Source organism: Methylomonas sp. BW4-1 (assembly GCF_052474385.1).
Map to the genome: position 1 here is coordinate 406,040 of NZ_CP184125.1, position 16,095 is coordinate 422,134.

General features: G+C 50.7%; 19 protein-coding genes. 13 read left to right on the top strand and 6 right to left on the bottom strand.

Annotated features, from left to right (window positions below; genetic code table 11):
* The first annotated feature begins 1 nt into the window (after position 1).
* From rsxB to ACH5Y9_RS01835, 10 genes are all read left to right on the top strand, one after another.
* Complete coding sequence (rsxB, locus tag ACH5Y9_RS01790; protein WP_033155651.1) at positions 2-535, top strand: electron transport complex subunit RsxB; 534 nt, start codon at positions 2-4, stop codon at positions 533-535.
* A 13-nt stretch (positions 536-548) separates the two neighbouring features.
* Positions 549-2,051, top strand: coding sequence for an electron transport complex subunit RsxC (rsxC, locus tag ACH5Y9_RS01795; RefSeq protein ID WP_445368300.1), 1,503 nt, complete (start codon positions 549-551; stop codon positions 2,049-2,051).
* A complete protein-coding gene (locus tag ACH5Y9_RS01800) occupies positions 2,048-3,109 on the top strand; it encodes an RnfABCDGE type electron transport complex subunit D (protein WP_033155649.1) in 1,062 nt (353 codons plus the stop codon). The genes rsxC and ACH5Y9_RS01800 overlap by 4 nt, the downstream gene beginning before the upstream one ends.
* Before the next feature lie 8 nt (positions 3,110-3,117).
* Positions 3,118-3,855: an electron transport complex subunit RsxG gene (gene rsxG, locus ACH5Y9_RS01805; RefSeq protein WP_445368301.1), complete on the top strand. Its 738-nt coding sequence runs from the start codon at positions 3,118-3,120 to the stop codon at positions 3,853-3,855.
* A 325-nt stretch (positions 3,856-4,180) separates the two neighbouring features.
* Complete coding sequence (locus ACH5Y9_RS01810; protein ID WP_033155646.1) at positions 4,181-4,891, top strand: electron transport complex subunit E; 711 nt, start codon at positions 4,181-4,183, stop codon at positions 4,889-4,891.
* A gap of 3 nt (positions 4,892-4,894) precedes the next feature.
* Positions 4,895-5,158: an RnfH family protein gene (locus tag ACH5Y9_RS01815; protein WP_033155645.1), complete on the top strand. Its 264-nt coding sequence runs from the start codon at positions 4,895-4,897 to the stop codon at positions 5,156-5,158.
* 3 nt (positions 5,159-5,161) lie between these two features.
* Positions 5,162-5,383, top strand: a complete 222-nt coding sequence (locus ACH5Y9_RS01820; RefSeq protein WP_033155644.1) for a (2Fe-2S)-binding protein — start codon at positions 5,162-5,164, stop codon at positions 5,381-5,383.
* Between the two features lies 1 nt (position 5,384).
* The gene (bfr, locus tag ACH5Y9_RS01825; protein WP_033155643.1) at positions 5,385-5,849 is read left to right on the top strand and encodes a bacterioferritin; all 465 of its coding nucleotides are present in this window, start codon (positions 5,385-5,387) and stop codon (positions 5,847-5,849) included.
* 468 nt (positions 5,850-6,317) lie between these two features.
* A complete protein-coding gene (locus tag ACH5Y9_RS01830; protein ID WP_445368302.1) occupies positions 6,318-7,622 on the top strand; it encodes a sigma-54 interaction domain-containing protein in 1,305 nt (434 codons plus the stop codon).
* Positions 7,623-7,633: 11 nt separating this feature from the next.
* The gene (locus ACH5Y9_RS01835; protein ID WP_084153217.1) at positions 7,634-8,563 is read left to right on the top strand and encodes an HDOD domain-containing protein; all 930 of its coding nucleotides are present in this window, start codon (positions 7,634-7,636) and stop codon (positions 8,561-8,563) included.
* Between the two features lie 68 nt (positions 8,564-8,631).
* Here ACH5Y9_RS01835 and ACH5Y9_RS01840 read toward each other — a convergent pair whose 3' ends face one another.
* The 5 genes from ACH5Y9_RS01840 to ACH5Y9_RS01860 all read right to left on the bottom strand — a co-directional run bounded on the left by ACH5Y9_RS01840 (position 8,632) and on the right by ACH5Y9_RS01860 (position 12,462).
* Complete coding sequence (locus ACH5Y9_RS01840) at positions 8,632-9,423, bottom strand: elongation factor-1 alpha (protein WP_445368303.1); 792 nt, start codon at positions 9,421-9,423, stop codon at positions 8,632-8,634.
* Between the two features lie 90 nt (positions 9,424-9,513).
* Positions 9,514-10,161, bottom strand: coding sequence for a c-type cytochrome (locus ACH5Y9_RS01845; RefSeq protein WP_445368304.1), 648 nt, complete (start codon positions 10,159-10,161; stop codon positions 9,514-9,516).
* A gap of 2 nt (positions 10,162-10,163) precedes the next feature.
* Positions 10,164-11,783, bottom strand: a complete 1,620-nt coding sequence (locus ACH5Y9_RS01850; RefSeq protein WP_445368305.1) for a b(o/a)3-type cytochrome-c oxidase subunit 1 — start codon at positions 11,781-11,783, stop codon at positions 10,164-10,166.
* On the bottom strand, positions 11,776-12,300 hold the full coding sequence (locus ACH5Y9_RS01855) for a cytochrome c oxidase subunit II (RefSeq protein WP_033155639.1): 525 nt from the start codon (positions 12,298-12,300) through the stop codon (positions 11,776-11,778). The genes ACH5Y9_RS01850 and ACH5Y9_RS01855 overlap by 8 nt, the downstream gene beginning before the upstream one ends.
* Positions 12,301-12,309: 9 nt before the next feature.
* The gene (locus ACH5Y9_RS01860) at positions 12,310-12,462 is read right to left on the bottom strand and encodes a hypothetical protein (RefSeq protein WP_051669688.1); all 153 of its coding nucleotides are present in this window, start codon (positions 12,460-12,462) and stop codon (positions 12,310-12,312) included.
* 440 nt (positions 12,463-12,902) lie between these two features.
* Between ACH5Y9_RS01860 and ACH5Y9_RS01865 the strand changes: the two genes are divergently transcribed.
* The gene (locus ACH5Y9_RS01865) at positions 12,903-13,235 is read left to right on the top strand and encodes a hypothetical protein (RefSeq protein ID WP_445368306.1); all 333 of its coding nucleotides are present in this window, start codon (positions 12,903-12,905) and stop codon (positions 13,233-13,235) included.
* A 214-nt stretch (positions 13,236-13,449) separates the two neighbouring features.
* The gene (locus ACH5Y9_RS01870; RefSeq protein ID WP_240348051.1) at positions 13,450-14,004 is read left to right on the top strand and encodes a copper resistance protein NlpE; all 555 of its coding nucleotides are present in this window, start codon (positions 13,450-13,452) and stop codon (positions 14,002-14,004) included.
* Between the two features lie 63 nt (positions 14,005-14,067).
* Here ACH5Y9_RS01870 and ACH5Y9_RS01875 read toward each other — a convergent pair whose 3' ends face one another.
* Positions 14,068-15,000: a hypothetical protein gene (locus ACH5Y9_RS01875; protein ID WP_205451119.1), complete on the bottom strand. Its 933-nt coding sequence runs from the start codon at positions 14,998-15,000 to the stop codon at positions 14,068-14,070.
* A 473-nt stretch (positions 15,001-15,473) separates the two neighbouring features.
* On the opposite strand from ACH5Y9_RS01875, the gene ACH5Y9_RS01880 reads away from it, so the two are divergent.
* Positions 15,474-16,058, top strand: a complete 585-nt coding sequence (locus ACH5Y9_RS01880) for a PAS domain-containing protein (RefSeq protein WP_205451118.1) — start codon at positions 15,474-15,476, stop codon at positions 16,056-16,058.
* The last annotated feature ends 37 nt before the right edge of the window (positions 16,059-16,095 follow it).

The following is a 16,095-nucleotide window of genomic DNA, read 5'->3' on the forward strand; positions in this document are numbered from 1 at the left end:
CATGTACGTTTTATCTGCCATCGTTATTTTGACATCGCTGGGATTGTTGCTGGGCGTGGCTTTGGGGATTGCCGCTAAATACTTGAAGGTGGAGTCCGATCCGTTGATCGAGAAAGTTGAAGCCTTAATGCCCGGTTCGCAATGCGGCCAATGCGGCTTCCCAGGTTGCCGGCCGGCTGCCGAGGCTGTGGTGTCCGGCGCCGCGCCGGTGACATTATGCCCGCCGGGCGGTACGTCGCTGGTGGAACAACTGGCCAAATTACTGGGTGTTGATGTCGATTTGAGCCAAACCCAAGACCAAGAAGCGATGGTGGCCAGAGTCAGTGAAGAAACCTGCACCGGTTGCACCCGCTGCTTCAAGGTTTGTCCTACAGACGCCATCGTCGGCGCACCCAAACAAATCCACGCGGTGGTGGCGGATGCCTGTATCGGTTGCAAGAAATGTGTGGAAGTCTGTCCTACCGAATGTCTGCAAATGCACCCTGTGGAAGTGACCTTGCGCAACTGGCGCTGGCCCAAACCGCTGGCCGCTTGAGACGGAGACACCTATGTTCGCCTTGTTCGAAAATCCCCGTTTGCGCGGCGGTATCCATGCTGAAGAGCACAAATCCGAAACCTCTCCGCTTAGCATTGTTACCGATTTTCCCATCCCCAAGAAATTGTACATTCCGGTGCAACAGCATGTCGGCAAGCCTGCCGAGCCGGTGGTGAAGGTCGGAGAGAAAGTACTGAAGGGCCAATTGCTGGCCTATAGCCAAGGCACCATTTCGGCGCCTGTGCATGCACCAACATCGGGCATTATCGCCGACGTCAAAGATTTTCCGGCACCGCATCCGTCAGCCTTGCCGATTCGCACCGTGGTGATTGAAAGCGACGGTAAGGAGCAATGGGCCGAGTTAATCGTTCCGGCAGACCCGTTTCAACTCGAACCGGAAGAAATATGCCAACGAGTCGGCGCCGCCGGTGTGGTGGGTTTAGGTGGTGCGGTATTCCCGTCGGCGGTCAAACTCAGTTTAGGTCGCAAAAACAAGATTCATACCTTGCTGATTAATGCCGGTGAATGCGAGCCTTATCTGACTTGCGATGACCGTTTGATGCAAGAGCGCGCGGAGCAAATCGTTGCCGGCATCCGGTTAATGTTGCGCGGCATGGATGCCCCGACGGCTATGGTGGGTATCGAAGATAATAAACCCGAAGCTTTCGCGGCCATGCAAACGGCCGCCCGGGATTTTCCCAATATCGTGGTGGCGCAAGTGCCGACCCGCTATCCGATGGGGTGGGATAGGCAAATGTTGCGTTATTTAACCGGCCAGGAAATTCCCGCCGACGGGCGAGCCACGGACATTGGGGTGGTGGTGCACAACGTCGCTACTGCCTTTGCCGTCTATCAATCCATTTGCTTGGGACAACCCTTGATTAGCCGGGTGGTTACGGTCTCCGGCGCGGCCGTTGCCAAACCCAGAAATGTGGAAGTGCCCATCGGCACCTTGATGTCGGAAGTATTGGCGTTTTGCGGATTGGAAAAGTCGAAAATGGCCCGCTTAGTGATGGGCGGACCGATGATGGGCGACGCTTTGCCAATTGCCGAAGTACCGGTGGTGAAAGCCTGCAACGGCATCCTAGCCTTATCGCATGCCGACATCGACGAGCCGGCTATACAGCCTTGTATTCGCTGTTCCAGTTGCGTGACCGCTTGCCCGGTGGGTTTGTTGCCCTTGGAAATGGCTAGCCGGATCAAAGCCAATCAGTTGGACTCAGCGGTTGATTTGGGCCTAAAAGATTGCATTAGCTGCGGCAGTTGTTCTTATGTCTGCCCGTCGAATATACCCTTGGTGCATTACTTTAAATTCGCTTCCGGCGAGTTAGTTAAACGCCAACAAGCCGAGCACAAGGCTGAACAAACCAAGCGTTTAGTCGAAGATAGAAATAATCGGATGGAACGAGCCAGATTGGAAGCCGAAGCGGAAGCTTTGCGTGCTCAGGAAGCCAGAGCCGCCCGTTTGGCTGCCGCACAACAGGCGCAAGCAGCGCCAGCAGAGGAAACCGTATGAGTAATAAACCGATTAGCGGGCCTCACGTGGCGGCCACCCGCCGCGTCGATCAAATCATGCGCTTGGTGATTATCGCCTTGGCGCCGGCTACGGCCTGCGGCGTGTTATTGTTCGGCTGGCCAGCGCTGTATTTGCTGGCGGTGACCGTGCTGTCGGCGATGGCTTTTGAAGGTTTGTGCCTGAAAATGAAAGGCGTGGCGGCAATGCCTTATCTGCGCGACGGCTCGGCGATAGTAACCGGCTTATTGGTGGCGATGACCTTGCCGCCTTGGGCGCCATGGTGGATTGGCGTAGTCGGCTCTGCACTGGCGATTGTGCTGGGCAAGCATGTTTACGGCGGCTTGGGGCAAAACCTGTTCAATCCGGCCATGCTGGCCAGGGTGGCGTTGCTGATTTCCTTTCCTATCGAGATGACTACCTGGGCCAACGTATCGCCTCTGTTCACCGGGCCCGGCGTGATCGATAGCTTAGCGATCACCTTTAGTGGTTTGGAAAACCCGGATGCGGTGACCGGCGCCACGACGTTGGGTTGGGTCAAGACTGAGTTTTCGCAAAACCGGCTGTTGCCCGGCAGTTTGATCGAATATTCGGGATTTTTAGCGTTTCTCGGTTGGGAGCGCGGCAGTTTGGGGGAAACCTCGTCTTTATTATTACTGGCCGGCGGCATTTGGCTGATGCGCCAAGGGGTCATCAAATGGCACATCCCTGTCTCGTTGCTGTTCAGTATCCTTCTGTTGTCGACGATTTTTCATGCTTGGGATAGTCAACATTACCTTGGACCCTGGGTGCATTTGAATTCCGGCGCGGTGATGTTGGTAGCGTTCTTTATCGCCACCGATTATGTCACGTCGCCTAACACACCTTTAGGCCAAGTGATTTTTGGGGCCGGCTGTGGTTTATTGATTTTCGTGATCCGCTCTTGGGGCGGCTATCCGGAAGGCACCGGTTTTGCGATTTTATTGATGAACTCGGTTACGCCGCTGATCGATCATTACATTCGTCCGAGAATTTATGGCCGCTACCGAAACGGCAAGCCGCTCGATATTTCCAATTCCTGAGACTGGTCATGAATTCCGAACCCGTTAAATTACCTCCTAAAGCCAACCAATATGTAGAGTACGCCTTGCGTATCTTGAGTAACTTTAGGCAAAAACTGGCCGTGTGGCTGGAGCCAGGAAATTTGGAACAACTGCGGCCGCTATTACAGTATCAGGCCGGCGTGTTGGGGGGATTTGCGTTGCTGGCGGCGATTTTATTGGGCGTTGCCGATCTGGCGACCCGTGGTGTGATCGAGTTGCGCTTGCAGGAAGATTTGCAAGCTAACCTGGAGCAAGTGGTTCCGGCTGAGCTGTACGATAACAACTTGCTGAAAGACAGTGTATTGCTGTCTTCCGCCGATGCTAATCTGGGCGCGGAGCAAACCGAAGTGTATCTGGCTAAAAAGGCAGGTTTGGTTAACGCAGTCTGTTTTAAATTCGTCGCACCTGATGGCTACGCCGGGCCGATCAGTTTGGTGATGGGTATTGACAGCAAAGGCGAAATCCTAGGAGTGCGGGTTATCGCTCATGTCGAAACACCGGGATTGGGCGATAAGATTGAAGTGACCAAGTCCAAGTGGGTGCTGTCTTTCAACGGCAAATCCTTAAATAACCTGACCGTCGAGCAATGGGCGGTAAAGAAAGACGGCGGGGTGTTCGATCAGTTTAGTGGGGCGACGATTACGCCGCGCAAGGTCGTACAGGCCATCAAGCGGGGGTTGGAGTTTTACAAGGTGCATCAGGCGGAGTTGTTGCAGCCTAGTTGATAGTGTTTTTGGTGTCGCTATCGCGACGCTTAGTTTGCATGTCGGTTCGCGGACCGACAGCCGCGATACTTTTCTTTGCTCCGCCAAAGAAAAGTATCCAAAAGAAAGGCGGCCCGAACGCCGCTTTGTTCCTGCGCTCCGAAGCGTTTGGCGAGGGTTTTCGAAAGGGGCTTCCCAGCCCCTCCGAAAACGAGCGGCATCCATGCCGCTCCCCTATCGGGCTGGTCTCGCCAAACGCTTCGGTGCTCGGCGCGGCATACGGGAAGAAAATCGTCGCGATCTTCTCAGGTATTAACACTTGCTCACGATTTTTGGAGAAACCAATATGAATCTTTCGATTCTGTTTTCAGAACAATACAGAAAAATCGCTCGCGACGGCCTATGGGACAACAACGTCGTGCTGACCCAAAATCTGGCGCTGTGTCCGTTGCTGGCAGTGACCGGGACGGCAACCAACGGCTTGGGCATGGGCTTGGCGACCATGGTGGTGATGGTCGCATCCAATGCCGCCGTGTCTGTGAGCCGGCATTTGATTCCGTCCGAGATCCGCATTCCGATTTTTGTATTGCTGATCGCCGCATTGGTGACCCTGGTGGATATTTTTCTAAACGCCTGGATGCACGAACTGCATAAGGTACTGGGCCTGTTTATCCCGTTGATTGTCACCAACTGCGTCATTCTCGGTCGAGCTGAAGCGTTTGCTTCCAAGCAACCGGTGATGCCGTCGATGTGGGATGGTTTGATGATGGGGGTGGGTTTTACTGCGGCGATGGTGGTACTGGGGGCGATGCGAGAGATTAGTTCCGCCGGCACTTTATTCGCCAACGCCTCTGTGCTGTTGGGGGAAAGTTTCCGGTTTCTGGAAACCACTTTGATTCCGGAATACAAAGGTTTTTTGCTGATGGCTTTGCCGCCGGGTGGCTTCATCATGCTGGGTTTCATGGTGGCATTGAAACGCTTGTTGGACCGGAAAGCGGCGGCCAAAATTACAGAACCGACCATTATTGATCCGGTTGTCTTGGAAGAAGGGGCGTAAACTATGAATGTGGGTGTATGTTATGCGCAGGCGGACAGGCAACTCTGGTTGCGGCTGGAAGTGCCGGAGGGCAGTACCATCGCCGAAGTGATTGAATTGTCCGGCGTGTTGACGCAGTATCCCGAGATCGATTTGGAGAACCAAAAGGTCGGGATTTTCGGTAAACTGGCTAAATTGGATGCGTCGGTTAAGGAAGGGGACCGCGTGGAGATTTATCGTAAAATCACCGCCGATCCCGCGCAAGTTCAGCGCAGGCGAGTAGCGTAGCCCATGTACGTGTGTCTCTGCAAAGCCGTCACCGACAGTCAGCTCGATGCTGCCATAGACAGCGGTTTATGCTCGCGGAAACAGTTGGTGCAATGTTTTGGTGTTGGTGGCGATTGCGGTAAATGTAACAAGGACATTGCGCAAATTTTGGATAGAAAAAATGCATGTCGGCTATTGCAGGCTGCGAATGACGCCCAACTAATCATAAAAACCCAGGAGATTTGACATGCAAGGCGATAAAAAAGTAATCGAATTTTTAAATAAGGCACTGGAAAACGAATTAACTGCCATCAATCAATATTTTTTGCATGCCCGGATGTTCAAAAATTGGGGCTTTCAAAAGCTGAATGAAAAGGAATATCACGAATCGATCGACGAAATGAAACACGCCGATAAGTTGATCGAAAGGATTTTGTTTCTGGAAGGATTGCCCAATCTGCAAAGTCTCGGCCGTTTGATGATAGGCGAGAACCCCAAGGAAATGCTGGAATGCGACCTTAAATTGGAACATCTGGCCTTGCCTTTGTTGAAAGAGGCGATAGCTTATTGTGAAAGCATCAACGACTACGTCAGCAGGGAATTGTTCGAACACATTCTGGAAAGCGAAGAAGAGCATGTCGATTGGTTGGAAACCCAGATGGACCTGATCGAAAAAGTCGGCATTCAAAACTATCTGCAATCGCAGATGTAAATAGGCGCTCAAGTCAAAAAAAACTTTACGGGGCCGATTGCCGGCCCCGTTTGTTAGTAAGCCCCGACGCTGCAGTATGCGCCAACGATTGTCATATCGTTGTTGTCCATCATCTTTTGCATTTTCCTGTAATTCTTAACCTCCCTTTTTTCACTGGATTGCGGTCATTCGCGGTGGCTCGCATACCGGCACACCTGATCGTTGAGGGATGAATGAGACACCTATTCCCGCCATTGCGGTTTTGATGGCCCACCCAGTAGGCGCATCTGAGTCTATAGTTATGCTGCTTCGCTTGCCCTAGGGTTAAAACATAGGCGTATTCATAACGGCAGTTGACCAACTTTGATAGATGTTCCCTGGTGATGAATGAGTTATCCTTAGCGGTATTGCGCAACATTGATGCCAAGGGCTGAAGGGTTTAAACGGCCTTTAACGCGCTAACAACACCGAAAACATTGATAGGAATTTATGCCGCACAGTGCCTTTACGCTGGAATCGTTGCTGGAAACTCATGATCTGCCGCTGATCATAATCGGCGCCGATTTACGCATCGTGGCAGTGAATCGCGCTTGGGAACAGAGTTTTGGCGTCATGCGGCAGAATTTGGTCGGCCAACCCTGCTGCGTCGATAACCGCAATTGCCGCCATCAGCGCTTATTTCAAACTCTGGAAGCCTACGCCGGTATTTTTGCCGACACCAACGATGCCAGTTCCCAGCGTTCTTTCAGTGCGCGCGGTTTTCCGTTGCTGGATGCCGATGCCACATTGTATTTAGGCGAAACGCTAACCGTGTTGAAAAGATCCGCGGCAAAAGGCAACGAGGCACCGGCCATGATCGGTAAGTCGACGGCGTTTGCACAATATAAAACCCGGCTGCAACAGGCGGCGGATACGCAAGCACCGGTATTATTGCTGGGTGAGACCGGCACCGGTAAGGAATTGGCGGCGGAATTTGTGCATAGCCATTCCCGGCAGGCGGATGGCAATTTTGTGATTGTCGATTGTACGATTCTGGGCGAAGAGTTATTTGAAAGCGAATTGTTCGGGCATGAAAAGGGTGCGTTTACCGGCGCGACATCTGCAAAAAAAGGTTTATTCGAATTAGCTAACAATGGCACCCTGTTCTTCGACGAGATTGGCGATTTGCCGCTGTCGCAACAGCCCAAACTGCTGCGCGCCCTGGAAAGCGGCCAATTTCGGCGGGTAGGCGGCACGGTGATGCAAAAAGCCAATGTCAGAGTGGTGTGTGCTACGCACAGAAATTTAGCGGACATGGTCAAAGCCGGTCGGTTTCGCGAAGATTTGTTCTACCGTTTATCGGTGTTTCCGGTCGAAGTGCCGCCACTGAGGCAGCGTAGACAGGACTTGCCCTTATTGATCGATCATTTTTTAGCGCAGTTAAACACCGAGGCCGATAGCGGCTATACAATGACGCAATCGGCCTTAATCAAGCTTATCCAATACGCTTGGCCCGGCAATATTCGCGAGCTGAGAAACTGTCTGCAATTGGCGGCTGGCTTGTGTCAGGATAAAAGCATTCAAGAAGCCGACATACATTTTATGCAGCGCCAAGCAGTAGGGGAGCCTGCCGCCGCCAGTGAGGCAAGTGGCGATGCATATTCCCCGCCAATTAACAGCATGGCGCAATTCGAGGCGGAGTTTATCAATAGTTTGATCAGCAAGTATCAGGGGAATCGCAAGTTGATAGCGGCGGAAATGAATATCAGTGAACGAACGCTGTACCGTAAACTTAACCGACTCAATCTAAATTAAGTGGCGGGGCAATGATGGAATCCAACCTGATAAACTGGACGCTTGATAACGTTGGCAGCCGGCAACGCAACGGTTTGACCCCGCCGCGCGACATGCGCGAGACTATCGCCCAGATTAAAGCGCTGCCGCCTTTGCCCGGCAGCGCGCTGCGCATATTGAATCTGATCGCCGATCCCAGCGCGGATGCGCGCAAATTAGCCGACATCATCGAACTCGACCCGTTATTAACAGCGCAAATTACCCGTTGGGCCAGTTCAGCGCTCTACGGTTATCGCGGCCAGATCACGACGGTACATGATGCGATTACTCGTGTGTTGGGGTTTGATTTTGTATTGGATTTGGCTTTGGGTTTGGCGGTGCTGGCACCGTTGAAATCGCCGAAGGAAGGGCAGATAGGTACGCGGATGTTCTGGACGCATGCCTTGGCCAGCACCCGCTTGATGGCGCAGTTGGCTGCCGTTATGCCGGCCGCTACGCGACCGGAGCCGCAAGCCTTGTTTTTATCAGGCTTGATGCACAATATTGGTTTCCCGTTACTGGGGCATCGTTTTCCTGACGAATTCAGTTATTTGAGTGGCTTGATCACCGCCAATCCCAGTCTGGCGATTTTCAATCTGGAAACTTTTGCCTTCGGGCTTAATCATGCCGAAATTGGGGCCTGGCTGATGAATGTGTGGTCGATGCCGCGCATGATTACCGATATTGTCTATCACCATCACAACCCCTTCTATCGCGGCGAAAACCACCAACTGAATCTGCTGACGTTTTACAGCGATTGCCTGTTGGGACGTTTAGGCATAGGCGACGCATCGAACCAGGTGTGTCCGGAGGAAGTGCCGGACTTGCTGGGGTTGGATGAGGCGGTTTGTCTGGAAATACTCGACAGCCAGAATGACGATTTAGCGAAAATTCTAGCCACTGCGGAACAACTTACCGATTAAATTCGCCGCCTGTTATCGCCAAGTGGGCGCCTAAAAGTTTTCCGGCGCCCTATCAAGCAACGCAGCAGTTAATCGCGCAATATTGCATTGCGGCGGTCCGATTGCTTCAGAATACCGCCCAGTACCCACATTTGATACATGGACACGGTCCACATAAACGCAAAGGAAACGCCCAAGCCGGCCCCGGCGACAATCACCAATAAGGCGAAGTGGGGATTGAGTTTAGTCAGCCACCACGAGGCGATGTCTATCAGTAGAAACAAATAAGGCATCACGATGGCGGGGTATTTGTATTTGCAAGGCACACCGGTACTAAAGCTGAAAATGATGCCGACAAACATAAAAATAAAACTGATCCCAAACAAATGGATATGCGACAGGCGGGTCAGTGATTGAAAGGTAGCGCCTTCGTTTGATTCGGTCAGCTTTTTTAAGTTTTCAAACTTGGTGAAATCCGGCAACGAACCGGCATTGGCGCTATGACAGCCTATGCAAAATTGCTCGACGATGGGTTTGATGTCCTTGTTATAAACCGCTTCGTCACCGCCATCCCTCACCCATTGAATGATTTTGAAACGCTCCTGTTCCGGTGCGTTGTATTTCATCGATCCATTCAATTTGGATTCCAACACCGAACCGGAGCGGTCGCCATAGTAGCTGTAAACAATATCGTCCATCGACAAACCGAATTTGCCGTCGGCCATGCCGTGGGTAAACAAAATCTGGATTAAGGCCATCAAATAACCGGCGGCTATCGTCGTTAGATAACCGGTGAACAGCAATTTGATCGAGAGGCCGAAGCTGATCAGATTGGCGCCTTTGTACGCATATTTAACAGGTGTTTGGTTGCGATCGGACATAGATGTTTTCCGGGTTATTGAGCAGGGTATCGCTTAGCGCAAGATTTAAAACGGGAGGCAAAAGCCTTGCCTCCCGTGCCAAGCATATTACTAGTTTTTGATATTTTGGTAGTAATAAGCCAGTTCGCTGATTTCTTCATCAGTCAGGGTTTGCGCGATGATGCGCATCCGGCTGTAGATGTCGTTGTGACGAGAGCCTTCCTTAAACGCATGCAGTGTGGCCGAGATGTAATCGGCATTTTGGCCGGAGATGGCCGGAATATCGACGGCTTGGCCCTTGCCGTCGCCGCCATGGCAGACTTCGCAAGGTGGTAACACCCGCTCACGGCTGCCGTTTTTAACCAAGGCTTCGGCTTTTTCATAGACCATTACTGTTTTCGATTGGAAGGCAGGCGGTTGCGAGCCGAACCATGCTGCCAAATCGGCGGCGTCCTGTTTACTCAGGGTTTTGGCCAAGCCCGACATCATCGCGTTATCCCGGCTACCGTCGGCATAATCCTGCAATTGCTTGTACAAATAGGTCGGCAATTGCCCGGCTAGCGACGGGAACGCCGCCGAGATACTGATGCCTTTTTCGCCGTGACAGGCGCTGCATGCCTTGGCCAGTTCTTCGCCTTTTTGCGGATTGCCGGCTTTCACGAAATTTAACTGTTCGGCAGTCCAGGCGACTTGTGAGGAAGGCTGGGCAAAAGCCGCGCTGGGCAACACTAATGCTGCGCTTAGAATGAGTTTTTTCATGATCAGACCCCCCATCTGCCTGAACCAAAGGTTTCCATCAAGAAGAATTGCAGGATCGGATAGCCGAAGGCAATCAGCATGAATACGCCGATCACGATATTCCATAAGGTGAAGCTGTTCAGATAGCTGGGCAAGTCCTTGACTGCATGTATTGGTTCCGCATATTCCACCTCGCCTTGATAACTTTCGCTGCCGAGATGGGTTTTATACAGGTTGTAAACCAGCATGCCGGCCGAAACGACCAGGATCAAACCGCCGAAAATCATCGTGACCTCGTAGGGTTCCCAGGAAATCGTCAACAGATTGTTGTAATTGACGCTATCGATGCGGCGTGGCTGGCCTAGCAAGCCCAAGATGTGCCAAGGTGTGGTCATGATAATCATGCCGATGAACCAGCTCCAAAGCTGGGCAATGGCCATGGACGGGCAGAACAGCGGCTTGCCAGTCAAAATCGGCCAGAAGTAATAGGCAATGCCAAAGTACATGATGATAGTGGTGCCGCCGAAGATCAGATGGAAGTGTCCGGAAATCCAGGCGGTGTTGTGCACCATCGCGTTCATCGCGTAGCTGGCATTAACCAAGCCGCCGAAGCCGCCGAAGATCAGCATCAACAAGCCCAGAATGATGGCCAATACCATGGGATTATTCCAGGGCAGGGCAGCAATCCAGCCGAACAGCCCTTTGCCGCCGTTCAAGCGGCCGGCGATTTCCAGAGAGGCAATCACGGTAAAACCGGTGATGAACGTAGGCAAGGTCACGACAAAGGTGCCGATCGCATGCAGGATTTTCCAGCCGTGGCCTTGTTCCGGGTCCATGTATAAATGATGAAAACCGATCGGCAAGCTGAATACCACCAATAAGATAAATGCGGCCCGGGCCATCTCATCGCTGAACAAAAAACCGCCAGCTTGTTTGGGCACCAAAGTATAAAACGCCGTGTAGGTGGGAATCAGCCAGAAATAAACGATAGGATGCAGGGTCCAGGCGAACAGCGTGCGCGCCAAGCCGGCATCGATGGTATCGATCCAGCCTAAAGCCCAGGGAATTAACTGGAACAACACTTCGGCAGCAACCCCGGCGCTGGTCCACAGCCATAGAATCGCATTCGCGGTGGTGGCGAACATCGCCAATGGTACGGGTTGCTCCGGATTGATCTTTTTCCACTGCATGTACATGACGATCATCGACACGCACCAAAACCAGGAGCCGACGACCAGCAGTGTGGCGCCGATGTAAAACAGCGGATGCGCCATTAATGGCGGATAAAAGGTAAACAGCACCGAAGCTTGGCCCAGCAGCAACGGTAATGCGGCCAAGACCACGCCGGTCAATGCCACGCCGAAGCCGGTCCAGGCGAAGGTTTTGTTCCAAACCGGCAATTTCAAGGTGGTGTTGGCCACATAATAGCCAAAGCCCATGATGAAAAATGTGGTGAGCACAAAGCCCATTAACACCCCGTGGGTACTGACCGAGGCGTAATACACTTCCCGCGATTCCAAAAAGCCGAAGAAGCCGCTACGCTCGATGACCTGATACAGGCCCATTACCGCCGCCAGCCCGAACGAGCCAAACGCCACCCAGAAATGGGTCAGCGCCAATTTTTTTTCCGCTGAGTTATCCATGATTTGCTCCCCCTTGTTTATTGAGCGCTTCCCATTGCGCCTTGCTCACCACTTTGATGTTGCTCCACATATGCGCGTGGCCCATGCCGCAATATTCGTTGCACAGCACTGGATACTCGCCGGCGTGATGAAAGGCGGTGCTTACCTGAGCAACGTAGCCGGGCACGATCATCGTGCTCATATTGGTCATCGGCATATGCACGCCGTGGATCACGTCCAGACTGACCCAGCGAAAGGTGATTTCGGTTTCGGCGGGCAGGGTGAGTTCTTTCGGATAAAAGCCGTAGCGGCCGGCTACCATGCGCACGGTGACGCTACCGTTAGCGTTATGTTGTACGCCGAGTTTATCTTCGGCAAATTCGGCCGAGAGATGCAGTTTGGCGGAGTCTATGGTTTCGACGTTACTCGGCGCGTGAATGCCGTGAAAAAACGCAGACCCCAGTATAACGGTGACGAACAATCCGGCTATCCCCAACGAGATACCGGCCCAGTTTTTTTCTAGTTTATCGATATGCATGTCTCCCCCTCAACCAATATGGCCGCGAGGCAAAAAGATGCCGTAATACATCAACAGCCAGGCTACGACCATGCCGCCGCCGACTATCAACATCAGCGCCCAAGTGCCCACCGGCGAGCTTTGCAAAATTTTTTGACGTTCTTCTTCTGAGAGATTGTTCATATCCTTCCTTCTTGTATGCGTTTTGATAGGAATTAGGTTGGCAACCAACGGTATGAACAGCAGGGGCTTTGTCATTCTTACTGATGACTTTACCATCTGATTGCTAGGGTAATCATACCTTTAGCGCCGGGCTAACCGAAAGCAATAAATCAGCGGTACTAATTGTTAGAGGAGAGTGGGCTGAAAGCGCGCCGAGAACGGCCTCGGTATTTACCGGAGCGGGGAAGACATGGAGAACGGGAAATTTAGAAACCCTGTGCGGTTGGAAATCTCTGATGTGAGCCAAAAAGCCAAAAAACTGGTAATGGCGAAGTCGTCGTGTCACTATTTGGTGCAAATCGATAGTTTGCCCCAAAAAAGTTAACGGGACCCGCTGGCATGAAACACCGAAACACTGCTTGCAAGCGTCCGTGTTGAATCACTAACCCGTGGTAGCCACAATGAATCAACCGATCAACGAATTTCAAGAAACGCAGCCCCGCCAAGTGAAATATCGATTACTCGGGTTTTCCAATGCGGCGTTGTTGCTGGCGGCTTGTAACTTTGTTATCTGGTTATTTATTTTATTTCCGATCTATGCCGCTACGGATGGCGTCTCCAACAGCGATGGCTTACGCTTCTTAGTGGTGGCTTTTATCGTGATGGATCTGGTTGGCTTAGCGTTGGCTGCCGTGGCGATGTTTAAGTCGAAACTCCGCAAAACCATGGCTAACTACGGATTTGTAATGAATGTCGCGATGATCGGTTTGAATTTATCGGTATTTCCGTTTTAAAGCTTTGTTGCTTCCGTTAAATATGTTTGTTGATTGAAATCAGTCAATCCTTTGCAGCTATGCCACAATAGGCAGTTGGAATCCTGAGGTTTTGTAAGCGGGGCTTTAATAGAGCAACTGTATGCGCTTAGGTCAATGAATAGAAATCAAAAGGTGGGCATGGGGTGTCTACTGCAGATTTTTCCTTAGCCAGGCTTTTCGTGAATGAACCCCGGTGTACAAAGGATTTCCAGCGTGGTACGTACTCAAAAAATTATTATTAGCGACGGTTTGCTCAGGAGCAAATATGCGAACAGTTAGATCAAAATTAAAAAAAAATCTGGTCATTTTTCTGGTGATGGCTGCTTTTTCTGCTTTTAATCCAGTGCTTGCCGAAACGGCGGGGACTGACGATAAGGATGCTCATCACGAACACAAGAGTATGGATTGGCCAGGGATTTATACTGGCTTAACCCCTTGTGCCGACTGCATCGGCGTGAAAACCACGCTGGCTTTGAACAAAAATGGCAGTTATCTGCTGATGACCCAATTTTTGGGGAAATCGGAACGGGAGTTTACTGAAAAGGGTAAGTTTGCCCCTGGCGAAAAAGCCAACACTCTGGTTTTGACGCCAAAGAATGGCGCAACTTCCCAGCAATATCTGGTTGAAAAAGATGCGTTGATTCAGTTGGATACTAGCGGCAACCGGTTCACCGGCAAACTTGCTGATCGCTACATTTTGCGTCGAACCAGCGTCACCGATAAGCAGCCTGAACATTCCGGGCATTGATTTAAACGTTAGGCCGGGTGGCCGCGCGCCCTGGCGGCCACCCGGAGATTACAACTGCTATATCTATTTCTGTTGGTTTTTGCGCCGAAAATAGACAATGGCTAAAAGTACCGTCAAGGCCAACGCGCCAAGCATGAAGCGCGGTTCCACGACCTTCACCGAATGATTGTCGTCTTTGAACTTGAACTTGGCGAGTACGCCCAAGGCGGGGTCGGTAATATCAATGGCAATCGACTTGGCGGCAAGATTTAAAAATTGCACTTCGCTGCCATCGAATGGCTTGTTGTTGCGGGTATCGTTGCTGACCATGCCAGGATAAAGCGGTGTTTCAGCAAGGTGAGAGACACTCAACTGTTTGGCGATTTCTTGCTCGAGTTCGCGAGTGGTTTTACCGTCGGTTTTGATATGAATCGGTTTTTGGTCGTCTATCTTAATCTCGATTTCGCCTTGTGAGGCGGTGAGGGCTTTTTTCGAGGAAAAGCCGTCCAGATATTCCACATCCGCGCTGAACACCAAATCAAAAGCCACTTGCACGCCGTCGGCGTTGAAGTGTTTATCAGCAAGATCGAAACGCAAGCCTTGGTTGCTGTAATCTCTAACCGTTACCGTGGTCAACGAATAGCCGGTTTTGTTGGCGATGATTAATTCTGCTTGTTCCGGCGGTTGGGTAATCGTGATGCCGCGCCAATTCGGATCGAGCTGAATCATGCCGTCTTTCATTGATGTAAGTAGTTTTTTGGTGACCGCGTGAGCCTGTGTCGGGTCATCAAACTTGTGTGCATTCAGAAAGCTCAAGCCGGTAGAACGATATAGCTCCCCATCGTCGATACGCCATTCCGCCGTGTATGAAAACAGCGAATCGCTGGTTCTTCGAGGCATGCTGGTATGAATGCGCAATTTATCCTGATCTGCCGGCGTAGTGATTGCAAAGGCTGATGGGACAAAAATACCCGACGAACAGCATGTCAGAATGATGGCAAGAGTGGATCGTTTCATCGTGGTTCCAAGCAAAAAAAAATTTACGTTAGCATAATGCGGCGTAAATGACACAACCTTTGATCGGACGGATATTAACGCCACTAATTGTAGTGTTTGCCAGTGCTGATATTTTGCGGAAAACTAGGCTGAGCTTGCTTGTGTTTGACCAGAAAAGGCGGTGGTTTATTTGCGCGGATATCTGTTTATTCGGGAACAAAAAAATTCACCGCTTGAAATAAATGTTCAAGTAAAAACTAGGGATATTAAGGCAGGCAAACACTACGCAGCAAACGCTCGAGTATCTGTTCTGTATTACAATCCCAGTGCTGGGCGCTGCGTCAGGTTTTAATTCAATAAGTTGCAGGTAAGGTATCGGTAAAATCCGAAGAGGATACAAGTGGACGAATCGATAGGGAGTAGAAATAGTGGGAACTAGAGTTTTCCACTAAGTTTTTCAAAAAATAAATATAAATTAATAAGGAAATACTGTTATGACATTAGATTCTCATGCTGCTAAATTAAAAGAAATGGCGGAGAAAATTATAGATTTCACGCCGCAAGAAATCAGTAGTATTACGCCGGAAGAAATTCAGCGTTTATTTTATGATTTACAAGTTTACCAAATTGAATTGCAAATGCAGAATGAAGAGCTGCAAAAAGCGCAATTTGAGTTATCCCGCCTAAATAATAAGTTAAATTTTACTTACCATTGCGTTCCGGTGGGTATTATCACCCTAGATTATCAAGGTTTTATAGAGCAAGCAAATCATACGTTTGCAGATATGTTGGGTTATAAAGCCAGTAAATTGCAGAAAACCCATTTTTCCAAGCTAATCTTCGAAGAAGATAAAAATATATTTATTCACCGTTTTGATGCTTTTTTCAAAGCGCCAGCCCATAAAAGTTTGCAGTTGCGTTTGCAAGGCGATAAGAACTTGGCTTTTCCTGCTTTGATTAAAGGTAATGCGGATGACGGTAGCGATACAGCAGGCGAATCGTTTGATTTGAAAGCGCGTAAATTAGTCGTGACTATCACAAATATTAGCGACGTGATCGCCGACGCAAATAAGGCTTGATTTTTTTATCGCCGCGTGAACGGTAATGTTGTCCAGA